The following is a 16,548-nucleotide window of genomic DNA, read 5'->3' as shown; positions in this document are numbered from 1 at the left end:
CGGTGCCAGACTGCGTTCCCAGCATTGCTCGAGCACGGAGGACCCAGATGACCGAACGCAGCGAGAAGCCGGCCGGCGGACGGCGCCTGCTGGGCAGACGCAAGGTGCTCGGGTACCTGATCGCCGCCCCCACACTCGCGGTCGGGGTCAGTTGGGTCACCAACGAATCCGACCCGCGGTCCGCGGATGCGGCGGTTCCCTCGCTGCCGCAGCCGGAGGACATCTTCGACCTGGGCGATCTGCAGAATCTCGCCGCGGCGCCGACATCCGGCCTGATCACCGTGGAGCTGAAGACCGACGGGACCGCGCACTTCGCGGTGCCGCGCTGCGAGGTCGGCCAGGGCATCACGACCGCGTTCGCGATGATGGTGGCCGAAGAGCTGGATCTCCCGATGAGCAAGGTCGAGATCACCCTCGCCGACGCGCGGCCGGAGCTGTTGATGAACCAGCTCACCGGCGGCTCGAACTCGATGCGCAGCATGTACCTCCCGGTCCGGACGGCGGCCGCGCTCGCCCGGCAGCGCCTGGTGGAGACGGCCGCCGCGCACTGGGACGTCGACGCCGGCAGGCTGACCACCCGCAAGGGCGTGGTCAGCGGCCCGAGCGGTCGTACGGCGTCGTACGGATCGCTGGCCAAGGCAGCGGCGACGCTCAAGACGGTCGCGTTCGCCGCCGAGCTCAAGGATCCGTCCGAGTTCAAGGTCCTCGGGCAGCCGCGGAACCGGGTCGACGGCCACGACATCGTCACCGGTCGCAAGGAGTTCGCGATGGACCTGCAGGTCCCGGGCGCGAAGCCGACGATGGTGGCCAGGCCGCCGACGATCAACGGGACGCTGCGGTCGATCAACAACCTCGCGGCCCTGCGGGCGATGCCGGGGATCACCGATGTCGTTGGTATCACCCACGGCGTCGCGATCCGCGGCGAGACCTTCGGGCAGTGCATCGACGCGATCCAGAAGGTCGACGCGACCTGGGGCCCGGGCACCGTCGACGACGAGTCCGACGCGACGGTGCTGGCCAAGCTGCGGGCCGCGCAGCTGCCGATGGCCGTTCCGCCGGTGCTGGCGCAGACCATCGACGCCGAGTTCGTGTTCGCGTTCGCCAGCAACAGCCCGCTCGAACCGGACTGCGCGATCGCCGACGTCCGCCCGGACGGCGCCGAGATCTGGTCGTGCCTGAAGGTCCCGATCGTGGCCCAGGAGGACATCGCCAAGCAGCTCGGCCTGCCGATCGACGCCGTCAAGGTGCATGTCGTCCAGGGCGGCGGCTCGTTCGGCCGGCACCTGTTCCACGACGTGGCGGCCGAGGCGGCGGAGATCTCGCAGAAGATGGGCAAGGCGGTGAAGCTGTCCTGGTCGCGGACCGACAACTTCCGCCAGGGCCGCACGCACCCGATGTGCACGTCCCGCGTCCGGGTGAACTACATGGCCGGCAACGTGCTCAGCTACGAGCAGCGCCATACGAGTGTGCAGACCGACTTCGGCCACGGTCTCGGCGAGATGATCACCGCGTTCGCGGCGGACCTGCCGGTCGGCGGCAACCTGTCGTTCGCGGAGACGATCTTCGCGCTGACCCAGTCCTCGCCGTACAACTTCGGGGTCACCACGCAGTTGCTCAACGAGATCCCGCTGAAGTTCAACACCGGCAGCATGCGCAACATCTACTCGCCGAACGTGGTCTGCGCCGAGGAACTGGTGGTCGATCAGCTCGCCAGGAAGATGGGCCAGGACCCGGTCCGGTTCCGGCGGAACTTCCTCAAGGACCAGCGGTTGCTCGCCGTGCTGAACAAGGCGGCCGAGGTCGGTCACTGGGGCAAGGCGATGCCGAAGGGTACGGCGCAGGGCATCGCGGTGCATTCGGAGTACCGGGCCGCGGTCGCGACCCTGGTCGAGATCGACTGCCGGCCGGAGACCGTGAACCGGCCGGTCGAGGGCGAAGCGGTGACCGGTCCGCGGGTGACCAAGGCGGTGATCGCCGTCGATCCGGGGTTCTGCATCAACCCGCGCGGCCTGGAGGCCCAGATGATCGGCGGCCTGCAGGACGCGATCGCGCTGGCGCTGACGTCGAGCCTGCACATCAGGAACGGCATCCCGCTCGAGGGCAGCTGGGACAACTACTTCTACACCCGGGAGTGGAACACGCCGCTGGACGTCGAGGTGGTGATCATGCCGAACACCGGCGAGAGCCCGAGCGGCGCCGGTGAGCTGTCGGTGGCCCCGGCGTTCGCCGCGGTCGCCTGTGCGTACGCGCGGGCCACCGGCACGCTGCCGACGTACTTCCCGATCAACCACGGCACGCTGAGCTTCGAGCCGTTGCCGGTGCAGCCGTCCACTCCGCAGTCGCCGACCGACGGCCTCGACCACACGTTCTGAGGAATCCCATGCCAACGCACACTTTCAAGCTCAACGGCCGGCAGATCAGCGTCGAGGCCGAGGACAGCGTCCGGCTGCTGTGGGTCCTGCGCGACCTGCTCGGCGTCACCGGGCCGAAGTACGGCTGCGCGCTGGAGGTGTGCAAGTCGTGCACCTCGCACATCAACGGCAAGGCGTTCAACCCGTGCTCGGTCCAGGTGAAGGACATCGAGCCGACGGACGAGGTCACCACGATCGAAGGCCTGCCGGCGACGGTCGGCAAGGACCTGCACCCGATGCAGGAGGCCTGGCTGAAGTACGACGTCGCCCAGTGCGGCTACTGCCAGCCCGGTCAGATCATGGCGGCCGTCGCGAAGGTGAAGCAGGCCCGCGCGGAGGGCCGCGACATCACCGACGCGGACCTCGACGAGCTGCGCAACATCTGCCGCTGCGGCACGTACTCCCGGATTCGCGAGGCCGTGAAGGCCGGCGCGGAGGACATGGGTGCGTGACGTCGTCGCGCAGGTCCGCCCCTGGTACGGCGAGAGGTTCGCACTCGCCACGGTGATCGGCACGTTCCGTTCGGCGCCGCGGCAACCGGGCGCGTCGATGGCGGTGTCCGGCGCCGGGACGGTGGTCGGCAGCGTCTCGGGCGGCTGTGTCGAGGCCGACGTGTACGCGGTGGCCGAAGAGGTGATCCGGACCGGGGTGCCGGTGGTCCGGCGGTACGGGATCTCCGACGACGACGGGTTCACGATCGGGCTGACCTGCGGCGGTCTGCTCGACGTCCTGGTGGAGCCGGTCGACCCGGCGTCGTACCCGGAGTTCGGCGCGGTCGCGGAGGCGATCGCGACAGGCCGGCCGATGGCGGTGGCGACCGTGGTCACGGCGGGCGAGCGCCTCGGCCGGCGCCTCGTCATCGGCCCTTCGGTCACCGGCGCGGTCGAGGTCCCCGTCGATGTCCCCGTCGATGTCCAGGGCACCCTGGGGGACGCCGGTCTGGACGCGGCGGTGGTGCAGGACGCGCTGGCGATGATCAGCAGCGGTTCGACCGCGATCCGCGAGTACGGCGTGCACGGGGACTGCGGGCGGACCGACGTCGCCGTGTTCGTCCAGGCGCTGACGCCGCCGCCGCGGATGTTCGTGTTCGGGGCGATCGACTTCGCGGCGGCCGTGGCGCGGGTCGGCAAGTTCCTCGGCTACCACGTGACGGTGTGCGACGCGCGCGGCATCTTCGCGACCCGCGCACGGTTCCCCGAGGCCGACGAGGTCGTGGTCGACTGGCCGCACCGGTTCCTCGCCGGGTCCCTCGACCAGGTAGACCGCCGGACGGCGCTGTGCGTGCTGACCCATGACCCGAAGTTCGACGTACCGCTGCTGCAGGTGGCGCTGCGGACGGACGCTGGCTACATCGGCGCGATGGGGTCGCGGCGTACCCACTTCGACCGGCTGTCGCGGTTGCGCGCCGCGGGCGTCACCGAGGACGAGCTGGCCCGGCTGACGTCACCGACCGGCCTGGACCTCGGCGCCCGGACGCCCGAGGAGACGGCGATCTCGATCGCGGCCGAGATCATCGCCTCCCGCAGCGCGGCCAGTGCGCGTCCGCTGTCCACCACGACGGGCCGGATTCACGGCGCGATTCACGGCGCGCTCATCGCGACGTGAGCTGACGAACCGACGGGCGGTGGTCCTCGACGTACCCGCCGTCGGGGCGCCGGACGATCCGGCCGGTCTCGATGCCGTGCGTCGCGATCTCCTGCTCCTGCTGCTGCAGGCCGAGGCAGACGCGGCGGGTGATGAAGAGGGCGGCGGGCGGACCGACGATCAGCAGGATCTGGAACAGCCGCAGCAGCGTGTTGAACGAGAGATGGAACTGTACGGCGATCGTGTCGGCGCCGGCGGCGGCCCAGAGGACGCCGTAGAACACGATGCCCGCGACGCCGATGCCCGTGCGCGTCGGGTTGGCGCGCGGTCGCTCGAGCTCGTAGTGATCCGAGCGGTCACCGGTCACCCGTTCCTCGATGAACGGGTAAACCGCGACGAGCAGGAGGAAGAGCGTGCAGAGCGCGACCGGCAACAGGACGGCCAGGCTGATCGTCTTTCCCCACCAGACGACCTCCCAGCCGGGCGCGAGCCGGAGCGACCCGTCCAGGAACGCGAGGTACCACGCCGGGCCGACGCCGGCCGAGGTGTCCGCCGGGTCGGCAGGACCGTACAGCCAGACCGGGTTGATGGTCGCGGTCGCGGCCATGACGAGCGAGACCCCGACGACGAAGCAGAACAGGCCGGCGCTCTTCACCACGTCGACGCGTCCGGCGGTGCGTTCGGGCTTCGGCGCGGTCTGCTTCGCGGGTTTGCGGAGCGCGAGCAGGACGAAGAGCCCGATGATCGCCACCGGAAGTACGACGATGTGCAGCGGGTAGAACCGCGAGATCACGTCGCCCGGGAACTCGCCGCCGAACAGCAGGTGCGACAGCGCGGAGCCGACGAACGGCGTCGCCTGCAGGACACCGTCCAGGACGGCGAGGCTGGTGCCCGAGGCCATGTCGTCCGGGAGCGAGGTCCCGGTGAGGCAGGCGCCCAGCGTGAGGACGAGCAAGCCGAAGACCACCAGCCAGTGCAGCCGTCGCGGCCGGCGGAAGGCCGCGGTGAAGAACAGTTGCAGCAGGTGCAGCATGATCGCCGCGACCATGATCAGCGTGGCCCAGTGGTGGACCTGCCGGACCAGGAGCCCGGCACGGGTCTCGAAGGTGATCGCGAGCGTCGAGTCCAGCGCCCGCGACATCTCGGTGCCGCGCAGTGGTCCGTACGGCCCGTCGTACACGACCGGCTCGACGGACGGCTTGTAGTCCACCATCAGGACGACGCCGCTGATCATGATCACGACGAAGCTGTAGAAGGCGATCTGGCCGAACAACAGCGACCAGTGGTCGGGAAACACTCTCGCTCGCAGATTGCCCAGTCGACTCTGCATGCTCGACCTCCCTCGGTCATACATACGACACCGCAGCGCACGCGACTGTGACGCGACGTGCTGCACCTCACGTGCGCGGGCCATGGCCGGTTGCGGACGGTTGCCGGACGGTCTCTGCAAGTTCGGCGACGGTGGAACTGTGGGCAGCTAAGGTCCTGGGCGTGACCGAACGCACCCTGGGTAACGGCCGCTACGTCCTGAGTGAACCGCCGCTCGGTGTGGGTGGGACGACGGCCACGGGGTCACCGCGCTCGTGTACGACGACCAGTCCTACTGGTACCTGTACGACAGCTACCTCAACTCCGAGGACACCTCGGGTGTCGGCGTCGAGAGCCTGTTCGACAACGTGGTGATCGAGACCAAGCTCGAACAAGCGGACGACAAAGGCAGCCCGCCCGCTGCTGAGGTCCAGGCACTGGCCGCCGACCTCGCGCGTCAGGCCGCCCAATACCCACCCCAGCGCTGAGTCGGCAACCTCCGAAGCCCAACTTCAGGGGCCGGCGTGTGGGTGTGGCCGAGGTGGGACTTGGTGTGTGCCGGTGTGGTCGACGACGAAGCGGAATCCGTGCGGGCTGGTCCATTCGATTCCGCCGGTGGGCAGGCGTCGGCTTCTCCAGCCGCCGAAGGTTTTGGCGCGGTGATGGAGCCGGCTCTGCGGTATGAGGTTGTCGACGCTGGTTTGACCGGGCAAGCCGGTGCCGTCCAGTGAGCGTCTCCGGCCAGGTGTCCGCGCTCCGGCGCGCGGGACCGGAGTCGCAGGTGGGCGCGTTGAGCCCGGTGGCCTTGCCGATGCCGACCGCATCGGTGCCGCAGGCGCTGGCCGCACAGGTGCTGGTGCTGGGCCAGTGTGGTCGTACGGCCTGATGTGGTCCTGATCCATCGAGACCGTGGCTTCGGCGCCGCTGTACGGGAACATGTCGACCGGGTGCCGTAGGCGGACGCGTTCGCGGATGCGGTCGGGGATCTCATAGCTGTGCACGCTGACTTGGTCGTGCAGGTCGATCACGGGCTTGATGATCACCTGGTCGTGTCCGAGCAGTTCGCTGAGTTGGCTAGCGAGCAGGGGGCCGAGGTCCTCGACCCGAAGTACGCCGGTGCCGGTGGCAAGAGTCTTGTCGGTGAGGTGCACATACAGCGTGTGTTGGCGCCGGCGGCCGGGTCCGCCGCTCGCTGCGCCAAGACCGTTGCTGTAGGCATCGCATTTGATCGTGGCCAGCCGAGCCGGCAGGCTCCCGCCCAGCGCCTGCCGCGTGAACGCGTCCATGCCGTCGGAACAGTCGGCGTGATTCGCCTCGGTATCTGGTGCAGCGGTGTCCGTAGCGTCCGTGCGGGCCGGTTCGCCTGGCGCGGTTGTGGCTGTGGGACGGGTGCGGGCGAGATGGCGTGCGACCTCGATCAACTGGTTCGCGGCGGCGGGATCGCAGATCCAGCCGATCGCCTTCGCCCGGCGCTGATCGAGGCCGTCGGTATCGCCGAGCATCTTCAGGGCCCAGGCCAGATCGTCAATGGTGGCATCGAACCGGATCACATCGCCGGCGGCTGCGCGCACCCAGATCCGTTTGGTGCCGTGCTCATCGGATTGAGCGACGAACACACCGCGGGCCTTGGCGGCCGCCTCTGCATTCGCGTTGGCCTGCTCGGGATCGGCTTCCCAGATCGCCGCGCTGGCGATGGACTTGAGCTTGCGCGGAGTGACGGTGTTCACGATCCCCGCAACCCTGCGGTCCACGATCGCTGCGGCCTCCAAGGACAGCGACAGGCACGCCTCGGCGATCTTGCGGGCGCGCCAGCTGAGCGCGTGCCCGGACAGCACCGCTGCCCATACGCGAGGCAGCCGGTGCCGCAGCGCCAGCGCCTCGCCCATCAACGAGGCCGCCGCACCACTCGACATGCCCAGCACGGCACCGAACTCGACCGGCGCGAACTCCGCCACCTCCGGACAGCCGTCACCGCCGTACACGACGAACCGCTCACACCCGGGCAGCCGCTGGTAACCCGGAATCGTGGCATTGCGGTCCGCGAACGCCAGCGCTGCCCGCAAGACCCCGACCGCGGCGTGTTCCTGATCTCGACCGTACTCAGCGGCCGCGGCCAGCAAGGCCGTGTCGCTGAGTTCATCCAGATCGGACTCGAACATGTGTTCGATTGTAGATCACGAACAGGTTACGGCCAAACCGGCAATGGCTGGGAATCCCTTGTGCGTAAGGTGAATGGGCCAGGATGGCCGCCGGCCGGCCGAATGTCGTCAGCGGTTCTGCCAGGTTGGGCTTTCGACGTAGTGGTTGTCGTAGAGGTCGCTGGTCTTGGCTACCTCGGGCCAGTCGGTTTCGCCTCGGTAGGCGGATTCGAGGAGGCGGTAGTAGCCGAAGCGGGGCTTGGCGTTGGTGAGGACGAAGAGGACCTCGGCCGTTTCGTTGCCCGCGGCCTCGAACGCGTGCGGCGTGCCCGGCGGAACGAGCAGGTAGTCGCCCTGGTTCAGTTCGACGAGCTTCTCGCCGGTGAGGACGCGCAACGTACCACCGAGAACGAAGAACAGTTCGGCGGCCTCGCGGTGCAGGTGCGGGGGAGCGCCTTCCGTGCCGGGCCGGAAGATCGACCGGTGGCTGGTCAGGTGCCCGCCGGTGTCGCTCACGTCGGCCAGCAACGTGACTCCGCTCGCGGACAACGTCTCGGCTTCACCGGCGCGGATCAGTACGGTCATCGGAGTCTCCTTTGTTCGGGATATTGAATGTCCAGAATCGATGCATGAGAGCAGGTCGCGGGAGGAGGCTCAGAGGTTGGCGAACCTGTTCCGGGTGTTGCCGGGGGCCTCCGGGTTGAGGCGGACCACCCCGTCGGCGATGTCCGCGATCGACCGGTCCGCGAGCTCGCGGCGGTAGGTCAGCTCGGCGCCGCGCATCGCCTGCGAGATCACGCAGACCTTGGTGTAATCGGCCTTCGCGTCCGCGCCCGGGCCGCCCTTCAGGATCTGCGTGCAGCGGAACGCTTCGTCGGGCCCGTCGATCGCGACGACGATGTCGAGCAGGCTGATGTCACGCGGGTCGCGAGCCAGCTGGAAGCCGCCCTTCGGTCCCGAGACCGACGTGAGGATGCCGGCCCGGGTGAGCGCCTGGAGCTGCTTGTTCAGATAGGCCGTGGGCAGGTCGTAGAAGGCCGCGAGCCGCTTGGCGGTGACCGCCTCGCCGGGGATCCAGCTCAGATTCACGCAGCTGTGCATCACCCACTCGACGCCTTCGTTCATCCGCATAATCTGGATATTAGATGTCCTGAATACGGTGCGTCAAGAGAGACCTGAGCCGATGAGATGCCCGGCAAGTCAGACCGCCGACGCGGTCACCGCCGTACGTTCGAGGGCGACCGTCCGGCGGCGGCGGGTGCGCAAACTGTCGACGGTGAACAGCGCCAGCGCGAGCCACACCAGGCCGAAGCCCAGCCAGCGCATCGCAGTCATGTGCTCGCGGAAGACCACCAGGCCGAAGACGAACTGCATGATCGGCGCGATGTAGTTCAGCAGCCCGAGCGTCGTCATCGAACTGCGGGTCGCCGCGGCGCCGAAGAGCAGCAGCGGTACGGCCGTGATCGGCCCGGTCAGGATCACCAGCACGAGGTACGCCGTCCCGTGCTCGGTGACCGTCGTGTCGCCGTGTATCCCGAGCGCGACGATCCCCGCGATCGCGAACGGTACGACGGTGCCGGACTCGATCGCCATCCCCTCGATCGCGCCGGCGCCGGCCTGCTTCTTCGCCAGCCCGTAGAACCCGAACGAGAAGGTCAGGATGATCGCCACCCACGGCGGCCGCCCGTTCTCGATCGTCAGGCCGGCGACGGCCACGAACGCGATCCCGAGCGCCGTCCACTGGACCGGGCGGAGGTGTTCCTTCAGGACGAAGACGCCGAGCAGGACCGTGAACAGCGGCGTGATGAAGTAGCCGAGCGAGGTCTCCACGACGTGACCGGTGCGCACGCCCCAGATGTAGGTCCCCCAGTTCGCCGAGATCAGGAACGCCGCCGCGATCAACGGCCACCGCCGGCGCGGCTCCGCGAGCAGGGCCTTCACCGCGGCGAACTTGCGCAGCATTGCGACCAGGACGACGAGCGTCACCAGCGACCAGAGCACCCGGTGGGCGAGCAGTTCGAGCGGGCCGGACTGGTCGAGAAGCTTCCAGTACAGCGGGAACAGCCCCCAGATCAGATAGGCGGCGAACCCGTAGATGAACCCTCGTCGCTGTTCCGGCACCCGGCCAGCCTAATCGCCTGACATTCGCATCCACCGGCTTTGCTCATGACGTGAGACGGCCACGGCCCGTCCATCGGCTGACGCGGGGCGTGAGGCCGCTGGTGTGATGCGGTTGGATGGAGGGGTGGACACCAGGAGGCGCGCGTGGGTGTGAGGACCGGTCTGGTCTCGGTGACGTTTCGCCAGTTGCCGGTCGACCAGGTGGTGGAGGTGGCGGCGAAGTCGGGGCTCGCGGCGATCGAGTGGGGCGGTGACGTGCACGTCCCGCTCGGCAATCTGGTCAACGCCAAGCGGGTCCGCAACCTGACCGAGGTGCACGGCCTGCAGGTCGCGGCGTACGGCTCGTACCTGCGGGCCGGCAGCGTCGACCGCGAGGAGATGCGCTCCGCGGTCGCCACCGCCCAGGCGCTCGGCGCGCCCCGGATCCGGGTCTGGGCCGGCAACGTCGGTACGGCGGACGCGGGCGTCGGGGACCGGATGGCGGTGACCCGCGGCCTGGGTGAGCTCGCCGACATGGCCGCCGGCGCGGGGATCGAGATCGCGATGGAGTTCCACCGCAACACGCTGACCGACGAGGTCGACTCGACGATCACCCTGCTGCTCGACGTGGGCGCGCCGAACCTCACGACGTACTGGCAGCCGCCGGTCGACCTCGACGACGCGGCGTGCCTGCAGCAGCTCGAGTCGTTGATGCCCTGGCTGAGCACGGTGCACGTTTTCTCGTGGTGGCCGTCGAACAACCGGCTGCCGCTCGCGGCTCGGGAGTCACTGTGGCGCCCGGTCCTGGACCGCCTGGCGGCCGAGCCCCGCGAGATCAACGCGCTGCTCGAGTTCGTCGCCGACGACTCGCCCGACCAGCTCACCAAGGACGCCGCGGACCTGCACAGCTGGGTCTAGGCCCTAGGGCATGTCTGATAATCCAGCGCCTACTGCGGGGCACTCGGCACGGCAGCTCGCCGCACGTGAGCAAAGGCCACGATGCGCCGCATCGAGACCTTCGCTCCCGCACGCCGAGCTACCGCACCGAGCACCTCCTCGCGACGGCGCTGGATTATCAGACATGCCCTAGTCGGGCACGTAGATCGCGAGGATCAAGGTGCCCTTCGTGGGCTTGTCCTCGGAGATCGTCAGCGTGGCGTGCCCGGCCGGGCCGGCGCCGTGCGGGTCCCAGCCGACGCCCGGGCCGGCGGCGCCCGCCGCGACTTCGGCGCTCATCTCGGTCTCGCCGACCGTGAGTGCGGTCCGGAACCGGCCGGTGCCGAGCGCCGAGGCGCTGTAGGCCACCACGTACGGCCGGTCCGCGGGGGTCTCGGTCGTCAGCCGGCCGTCGGGGGCGGGTGCGGTCTTCAGCTCGGCGAGCCTGTACGTGTAACCGCCGATCTCGGTCCGCTCCGGGAGCTGCGTCCCGTCGACGACGCGCTGCGGCCCCTCGAAGTACACGCCGAGTCCGAGCCGGACGTTCGACGGGACCGCCGGGCCCTTCGGGTGGGTCGGCACAACGCGCGCGACCACGTCGACGCGCTGCCCGGCCGGCACCGGCGAGTCGACGGTCAGGCTGCTGCCCTGCGAGCCCGCGTCGACGGAGGCAGCCTGGCAGATGGACCCGTAGGGCCGGCCGCCGATGCGCATCGACACCGCGTACGGTGGGTCCGCGGAGTCCGAGCCGGCGTTCGCCGTACAGAAGTCGTGCAGGACCAGCTTGGCTCCGGTCGCGGTGAAGCTGAAGCGCACCTCGTTCTGACCCGGGTCCCCGATCTGCGCGGCGGCCAGGGTGTTGCCGCCGATCCTCGTCCGGTAGGTCAGGCCGTCCTTGCGATAGTCGTCCGGACCGGGCGGCGCGATGCGGACTGGGGCGCCGTTGACGACCGAGGCCGGCTCCGTGGAGTAGATGCCGAGCGAGATCCGGGCATTCTCCGCGTCGGTCCGGTGGGTGTCCATGTCGACCACTTCGGCGGTCACCCGGGCCGGCTTCCCGACGGGTGAGTCCAGCCAGAGGGCATCGTCGGGCTCGACCGTGGCGGTGCTGCCCATCGACCAGGCGTCCGGGCCGGTGTCGCACACGCCCGAACCGACGTACCAGCCGTTGATCGTGTAGCGGATCGCGAACATGCCGCTGCCGGTGGTCTCACAGTTGGAGTGCAGTGCGATCGAGTCCGTCGTCGGTGTCCAGACGAACGACACCTTGTCCTGGCCGCGGTCGCCGATCCATGCCTTGAGCAACTTGTCGTTGCGGACCGTGCCGGGGACCGTCTGGCCGTCGCGGGTGTAGTCCGCGGGCGGCGTGTCGGCCGGTGGCGTCGTCGAGGTCAGGGTCGGGGCGAGCCCGGCGGCGACGGCCGCGAGGACGGCGGCGGCGCCGAGTGCCGTGACGGCGCGGCGCCGCTTGGTGCGGCGGATCTTCCGCTGTACGCCGGGGAGCGGGTCGCCGGCGTGGTGGTCGGCGTCAGCGGCGCGACTGCTGAGCTCGTCGCGGAGGTCCTGGAGGTTCATCGCGGCGTCTCCAGATCTGCCGGGGTGGCGATGGCGGGGTCGAGGCGGAGCCTGGCGAGGGCCTTGGCGGTCTGGCTCTTCACGGTGCCGACGGAGCTGCCCATCAGCCGGGCCGTCTCGGCCTCGGTGAGGTCCTCGTAGAAGCGGAGGACGACGACCGCGCGCTGCCGGCGGGGGAGACGGCCGATGGCGTCCCACAGGTCGAGCCCGTCCGCGTCGCTCGGGGTCGGCGCGTCGGGCAGCTCCTCGGTCGGGATCTCACCGTTCCAGCGGCGCCGCCACCAGGAGGCGTACGTCGTGACCAGGATCCGCCGGACGTACGGCTCCGGGTTGTCCTCGCGGATCCGGGACCAGTGGAACCAGGCCTTGGCCAGCGCGGTCTGGACGAGGTCCTCGGCGAGCGCGTGGTCACGGGTCAACAGGTAGGCGGTCCGTAGCAAGGCCCGCGAGCGGGCGGCGACGAACCGGTCGAAGCTCTCCGTGCCGTCGCGCACCGCGGTCACCCCCGTGGCCAGTACACCGTCGTCGATGCTCACATCCTGAGGGACCACCCGGCCACCCCGGAAAGTTGCCCGGCAGTTTGGCGGAAAGTTCCGCCGAGTACTGGTCAAACGGCGGAAAGTGACGGAATCCTGTCCGAGAGAGGTTCCTTCACCGCCCCGGAGGTGTCCGATGTCCCTGACCAGGCCGTTACCGCGCTTACTGGCCGTCCTCCTGTTGTTCCTGGCGACGCTGACCGCGTCGCAAGTCGTTTCCGCGACCGTCGCGCACGCCGACGGCTGTTACACGTGGGGCCGGACGCTCAGCCAGGGCATGTCCGGAACTGACGTCCGGCAGTTGCAGATCCGTGTTTCCGGCTATCCCGGGTACGGCGCGCACCTGGCGATCGACGGCGAGTTCGGCCCGGCCACGAAGGCCGCCGTGCAGCGCTTCCAGGCGGCGTACGGGCTGGCCCAGGACGGCATCGCCGGGTCCGCCACGTTCAGCAAGATCTATGCGCTGCAGGACGACGACTGCACGCCGATCCACTTCACGTACGCCGAGCTCGACGACGGCTGCGGCGGGTCCGGGTACGACGGCGGCCCGCTGTCCGAGGCGGCGACCAGGGCCAACGCGCTCGAGACGATGTGGCACCTGGAGGCGATGCGGCACGCACTCGGCGACGTGCCGCTCAACATCAGCAGCGGTTTCCGCAGCTACTCGTGCAACAGCCAGGTCGGTGGCGCCAGCGACAGCCAGCACCTGTACGGCCGGTCCGCCGACCTGGTCGGCAACCCGTCGTTGTGCACGCTCGCCAAGCAGGCCCGCTACCACGGCTTCGGCGGCATCTTCGGCCCCGGCTACCCCGGCCACAACGACCACACCCACGTCGACATCCGCACCTCCAACAGCTGGAGCGCCCCGAACTGCGGCATCTAATCCAGCGGACGGTCCCCGAATTCGGTCAGCGGCGGTAGCCCGAGAGCTACCGCCGCGGCCAGCCGCTCCCAGCCGACCTGTCCGAACGGCTCCACGCCGGCCGCGAAGTCTCGCTCCAGACCGCGCGCGGCGTCCTCGGCCGCGTCCCGCTCGGCATCGCTGATCAGACCGGCCGCGTGAGATTCGGCGAGCTCCTCCCAGTCCTCGGTGCCGATCGTTCCGTCCGGCTGCCGAAACGGGTCCAGCTCCAGGTCGTCGAACGTCCACTCGGCCCCGACCAGCGCCGGCGTCGTACTCACGTCGACGTGCAGGAGTCCGCTCTGCCGGAAGTAGGCGAACCACCACCCGTCGTGCGGTGCGAGCTGTACGCAGTGCTCGCCCGGCCCGCCCGGGCCGAGTTGGGCCATCTCGCAGAACTCGCCGTCGTCGGCGCGGAACAGCGAACGCGTCGGTGTGTAGAACCAGGTGCCGAAGGCATCGGTGTCGAGCAGGTACGCCGGCCACAGGCCCGAACCGCGCGGGCGCTTGCGCTTGCGGATGTAGGTCGGGGTCACAGCAGCTGGCTGAGGGTGTGGATGGTCAGGCCGACGAGGGCGCCGACCACGGTGCCGTTGATGCGGATGAACTGCAGGTCGCGGCCGACGTGCAGCTCGATCCGGGCGGCGGCCTCGCGGCCGTCCCAGCGCTCGATGGTGTCGGAGATGACCGAGACGATCTCGCGGCCGTACGTGCGCACGACGTACCCGACGGCCTCGCTCGCCCGGGCGTCGACCTTCGCGCGCAGCCCCTCCTCGTCCTGCAGCCGCTTGCCGAGATCCTGCAGCGCCCGGATCGCCCGGGTCCGGAGCGTGCTGTCCGGGTCGTTGATCGCGTCGATCAGCGCTGTGCGCATCGCGTCCCAGACGGCGGCCAGGCTCGAGCCCATGTCCGGGTGCGTCAGCATTCGCGCCTTCCACGCCTCGAACCGCGCCATCGTGTCCGGGTCGTGCTGCAGGTCGTCGGCCAGCTGCCCGAGCAGCCGGTCGACCGCGCGCCGCGCCGGATGCGACTGGTTGTCCCGGACGTCGGCCAGCCAGGCGAGCGCCTCGCGGTGGATCCGGTCGATGACCAGCCGGTCGACCCACTGCGGCGACCAGCGCGGCGCCCGCGGCCCGACGACGTCGGCCAGCAGGTCACGGTTGGCGGCCAGCCAGTCGTACGCCTCCACGAGCAGCAGGTCGAACAGCGCGTGATGGGCGCCGTCCTTCACCACCGACTCCACGAAGTGGCCCGCGATCGGGCTCAACGGCTCCTTCACGAACCGCGGCAGCAACGACCCGCGGACGAAGGCCGTCACGTCCTCGTCGCCGAGCTTCGGCAGCGCCGCCCCGACCGTCCGCGCGCCCTCGGCCACGATCCGCTCGGCGTGGTTCCCGGCGGCCAGCCACTCACCGGCCCGCCGGCTCACCGCCGCCGTGCGCATCTTCTCCGCGACGACCTCCTCGGAGAGGAAGTTCTCGGTGACGAACTGCTCCAGGCTCTCGGCCAGGCTGTCCTTGCGCGTCGGCACGATCGCGGTGTGCGGGATCGGCAGCCCGAGCGGCCGCCGGAACAGCGCGGTCACCGCGAACCAGTCGGCCAGCGCACCCACCATCGCCGCCTCGGCCGCCGCGTTGAGGTACGCCCAGCCGCCGTCGCGGTGCAGGGTCGCCACATAGATCGCCGCGGCCAGCACCAGCAGCGACAATGCCACCGAGCGCATCCGCCGCAGCCCGCGCCGCCGTACCAGATCGGCGGCGCCCAACGTCAAGGTCGCCATACCTTGATCTAACCAAGTGAGCGGTGACGAAACCCTCAGGCAAGTACCTGAGTCGACCCCCGGCGCTCCATCAGGCCGGAGATCGCGGCCAGGGCGAGGCCGGCCACCGCGAGGCCGGCGCCGAGGCGGCTCGGCCATTCGTAGCCGTAGCCGGCGGCGAGGACGACGCCGCCGAGCCAGGCGCCGAGCGCGTTGGCGATGTTGAGCGTGGAGTGGTTCAGCGACGCGGCCAGCGACTGGCCCTCGTGCGCGACGTCCATCAGGCGGGTCTGCAGCGCGGGTACCAGGATGCTCGCCGAGCACCCCAGGGCGAACACCGCGACCAGCGCCCCCGGCTTGCTCTGCGCCAGCCAGCCGAACATTCCGAGTACGACGGCCACCGCGACCAGCCCGCCGTACACGCTGCCCATCAGTGAGCGGTCGGCCAGTCGGCCGCCGAGGACGGTGCCGACCGTCATGCCGACGCCGTACACGCCGAGCACGATCGTCACGGCGGACTCGGAGAAACCGGACAGTTCCGTCATCGTCGGCGTGATGTACGAGTAGGTCGCGAACATGCCGCCGAAGCCGACCATCCCGACCAGCAACGCCATCCACACCTGCGGCCGGGCCAGTGCGCTGAGCTCGCTGCGCACGTTCACGTCGCTCCCGACCGGCTGCGGCGGCACCCAGAACCAGACGGCGACCAGCGTCAGCAGGCCGAGGACGCCGACCGCGAGGAAGGGCACCTGCCACCCGAGTCGCTGGCCCAGCAACGTCGTGACCGGTACGCCGATGATGTTGGCAACCGGGAGTCCGACCATCGTCATCGACACCGCGCGCGCCCGCCGGCCCGGCGGCACCATCGACGCGCCGACCACCGCGCCGATCCCGAAGAACGCGCCGTGCGGCAGGCCGGACAGGAACCGCGCGGCCAGCAGGAACTCGTAGTTCGAGGCAACCGACGACAGCACGTTGCCGGCCACGAAGACGGCCATCAGCCCGAGCAGCAACCGTTTCCGTCCGGTCCGCGCGCCGAGCGCCGCGATCAGCGGGGCGCCGACCACGACCCCCAGCGCGTACGCCGAGACGACGTGCCCGGCCGTCGGGATCGAGATCTGGACGCCGTCGGCGATCTGCGGCAGCAGCCCCATCGTGACGAACTCGGTGGTCCCGATCGCGAAGCCGCCGGTCGCCAGCGCGAACAACGCCAGGTTGACGTGCCGCGCCGTGCGCTCGTCAGGAGCCACTGAACTTTTCACACCTGATTGTCGCAAACACGCTGCTGACGGATGTCATG

At 69.8% G+C, this 16,548-nt stretch carries 16 protein-coding genes; 6 read left to right on the top strand and 10 right to left on the bottom strand.

The window, feature by feature from the left end:
• The first annotated feature begins 47 nt into the window (after positions 1–47).
• From ABZX12_RS18205 to ABZX12_RS18195, 3 genes are read left to right on the top strand one after another with little or no spacing between them, the layout of a single operon-like run.
• The gene (locus ABZX12_RS18205; RefSeq protein ID WP_355694449.1) at positions 48–2,372 is read left to right on the top strand and encodes a molybdopterin cofactor-binding domain-containing protein; all 2,325 of its coding nucleotides are present in this window, start codon (positions 48–50) and stop codon (positions 2,370–2,372) included.
• An 8-nt stretch (positions 2,373–2,380) separates the two neighbouring features.
• On the top strand, positions 2,381–2,863 hold the full coding sequence (locus ABZX12_RS18200) for a (2Fe-2S)-binding protein (protein WP_355694447.1): 483 nt from the start codon (positions 2,381–2,383) through the stop codon (positions 2,861–2,863).
• On the top strand, positions 2,856–4,016 hold the full coding sequence (locus ABZX12_RS18195) for an XdhC/CoxI family protein (protein ID WP_355694445.1): 1,161 nt from the start codon (positions 2,856–2,858) through the stop codon (positions 4,014–4,016). Before ABZX12_RS18200 ends, ABZX12_RS18195 begins: the two co-directional genes overlap by 8 nt.
• Here the strand turns inward: ABZX12_RS18195 and ABZX12_RS18190 are convergent.
• On the bottom strand, positions 4,003–5,325 hold the full coding sequence (locus ABZX12_RS18190; protein ID WP_355694443.1) for a cytochrome b N-terminal domain-containing protein: 1,323 nt from the start codon (positions 5,323–5,325) through the stop codon (positions 4,003–4,005). The two genes, ABZX12_RS18195 and ABZX12_RS18190, sit on opposite strands and share 14 nt — an antisense overlap.
• Before the next feature lie 253 nt (positions 5,326–5,578).
• Between ABZX12_RS18190 and ABZX12_RS18185 the strand changes: the two genes are divergently transcribed.
• Complete coding sequence (locus ABZX12_RS18185) at positions 5,579–5,791, top strand: hypothetical protein (protein WP_355694441.1); 213 nt, start codon at positions 5,579–5,581, stop codon at positions 5,789–5,791.
• Between the two features lie 24 nt (positions 5,792–5,815).
• On the opposite strand, the gene ABZX12_RS18180 is transcribed toward ABZX12_RS18185, so the two are convergent.
• The 4 genes from ABZX12_RS18180 to rarD all read right to left on the bottom strand — a co-directional run bounded on the left by ABZX12_RS18180 (position 5,816) and on the right by rarD (position 9,562).
• Positions 5,816–7,462, bottom strand: coding sequence for a hypothetical protein (locus ABZX12_RS18180; RefSeq protein ID WP_355694439.1), 1,647 nt, complete (start codon positions 7,460–7,462; stop codon positions 5,816–5,818).
• A gap of 108 nt (positions 7,463–7,570) precedes the next feature.
• Entirely contained in the window at positions 7,571–8,026 is a 456-nt protein-coding gene (locus ABZX12_RS18175) for a cupin domain-containing protein (RefSeq protein ID WP_355694437.1), read from the bottom strand.
• A 69-nt stretch (positions 8,027–8,095) separates the two neighbouring features.
• Positions 8,096–8,572 carry an Rrf2 family transcriptional regulator gene (locus tag ABZX12_RS18170; protein WP_355694435.1) on the bottom strand — a complete coding sequence of 159 codons (477 nt, stop codon included), beginning with the start codon at positions 8,570–8,572 and terminating at the stop codon, positions 8,096–8,098.
• A gap of 69 nt (positions 8,573–8,641) precedes the next feature.
• Entirely contained in the window at positions 8,642–9,562 is a 921-nt protein-coding gene (gene rarD, locus ABZX12_RS18165) for an EamA family transporter RarD (protein ID WP_355694433.1), read from the bottom strand.
• 144 nt (positions 9,563–9,706) lie between these two features.
• Between rarD and ABZX12_RS18160 the strand changes: the two genes are divergently transcribed.
• Positions 9,707–10,459 carry a TIM barrel protein gene (locus tag ABZX12_RS18160; protein ID WP_355694431.1) on the top strand — a complete coding sequence of 251 codons (753 nt, stop codon included), beginning with the start codon at positions 9,707–9,709 and terminating at the stop codon, positions 10,457–10,459.
• A 168-nt stretch (positions 10,460–10,627) separates the two neighbouring features.
• Here ABZX12_RS18160 and ABZX12_RS18155 read toward each other — a convergent pair whose 3' ends face one another.
• Together ABZX12_RS18155 and ABZX12_RS18150 are read right to left on the bottom strand one after the other, a co-directional pair.
• Positions 10,628–12,052, bottom strand: coding sequence for a hypothetical protein (locus tag ABZX12_RS18155; protein ID WP_355694429.1), 1,425 nt, complete (start codon positions 12,050–12,052; stop codon positions 10,628–10,630).
• On the bottom strand, positions 12,049–12,588 hold the full coding sequence (locus ABZX12_RS18150) for a SigE family RNA polymerase sigma factor (protein ID WP_355694428.1): 540 nt from the start codon (positions 12,586–12,588) through the stop codon (positions 12,049–12,051). Before ABZX12_RS18150 ends, ABZX12_RS18155 begins: the two co-directional genes overlap by 4 nt.
• Before the next feature lie 136 nt (positions 12,589–12,724).
• On the opposite strand from ABZX12_RS18150, the gene ABZX12_RS18145 reads away from it, so the two are divergent.
• Positions 12,725–13,471: a D-Ala-D-Ala carboxypeptidase family metallohydrolase gene (locus ABZX12_RS18145; RefSeq protein ID WP_355694426.1), complete on the top strand. Its 747-nt coding sequence runs from the start codon at positions 12,725–12,727 to the stop codon at positions 13,469–13,471.
• Here ABZX12_RS18145 and ABZX12_RS18140 read toward each other — a convergent pair.
• From ABZX12_RS18140 to ABZX12_RS18130, 3 genes are read right to left on the bottom strand one after another with little or no spacing between them, the layout of a single operon-like run.
• Positions 13,468–14,025: a DUF402 domain-containing protein gene (locus tag ABZX12_RS18140; RefSeq protein ID WP_355694424.1), complete on the bottom strand. Its 558-nt coding sequence runs from the start codon at positions 14,023–14,025 to the stop codon at positions 13,468–13,470. The genes ABZX12_RS18145 and ABZX12_RS18140 overlap by 4 nt on opposite strands.
• Entirely contained in the window at positions 14,022–15,269 is a 1,248-nt protein-coding gene (locus ABZX12_RS18135) for a DUF445 domain-containing protein (protein WP_355694422.1), read from the bottom strand. Before ABZX12_RS18135 ends, ABZX12_RS18140 begins: the two co-directional genes overlap by 4 nt.
• Before the next feature lie 35 nt (positions 15,270–15,304).
• Complete coding sequence (locus tag ABZX12_RS18130; RefSeq protein ID WP_355694421.1) at positions 15,305–16,498, bottom strand: MFS transporter; 1,194 nt, start codon at positions 16,496–16,498, stop codon at positions 15,305–15,307.
• Between the last annotated feature and the right edge of the window lie 50 nt (positions 16,499–16,548).

It is taken from the genome of Kribbella sp. NPDC003505, from assembly GCF_040610875.1.
GTDB lineage: Bacteria > Actinomycetota > Actinomycetes > Propionibacteriales > Kribbellaceae > Kribbella.
The sequence above is the reverse complement of the archived record's forward strand: the minus strand, read 5'-3'. Positions and strand labels throughout refer to the sequence as shown.

What these genes read in the sequence shown, in the direction of transcription:
- ABZX12_RS18205 (WP_355694449.1), top strand. Translation starts at nt 48, where the DNA reads ATGACCGAACGCAGCGAGAAGCCGGCCGGCGGACGGCGCCTGCTGGGC.
- ABZX12_RS18200 (WP_355694447.1), top strand. Translation starts at nt 2,381, where the DNA reads ATGCCAACGCACACTTTCAAGCTCAACGGCCGGCAGATCAGCGTCGAG.
- ABZX12_RS18190 (WP_355694443.1), bottom strand. Translation starts at nt 5,325, where the DNA reads ATGCAGAGTCGACTGGGCAATCTGCGAGCGAGAGTGTTTCCCGACCAC.
- ABZX12_RS18180 (WP_355694439.1), bottom strand. Translation starts at nt 7,462, where the DNA reads ATGTTCGAGTCCGATCTGGATGAACTCAGCGACACGGCCTTGCTGGCC.
- ABZX12_RS18175 (WP_355694437.1), bottom strand. Translation starts at nt 8,026, where the DNA reads ATGACCGTACTGATCCGCGCCGGTGAAGCCGAGACGTTGTCCGCGAGC.
- ABZX12_RS18170 (WP_355694435.1), bottom strand. Translation starts at nt 8,572, where the DNA reads ATGCGGATGAACGAAGGCGTCGAGTGGGTGATGCACAGCTGCGTGAAT.
- ABZX12_RS18155 (WP_355694429.1), bottom strand. Translation starts at nt 12,052, where the DNA reads ATGAACCTCCAGGACCTCCGCGACGAGCTCAGCAGTCGCGCCGCTGAC.
- ABZX12_RS18145 (WP_355694426.1), top strand. Translation starts at nt 12,725, where the DNA reads ATGTCCCTGACCAGGCCGTTACCGCGCTTACTGGCCGTCCTCCTGTTG.
- ABZX12_RS18135 (WP_355694422.1), bottom strand. Translation starts at nt 15,269, where the DNA reads ATGGCGACCTTGACGTTGGGCGCCGCCGATCTGGTACGGCGGCGCGGG.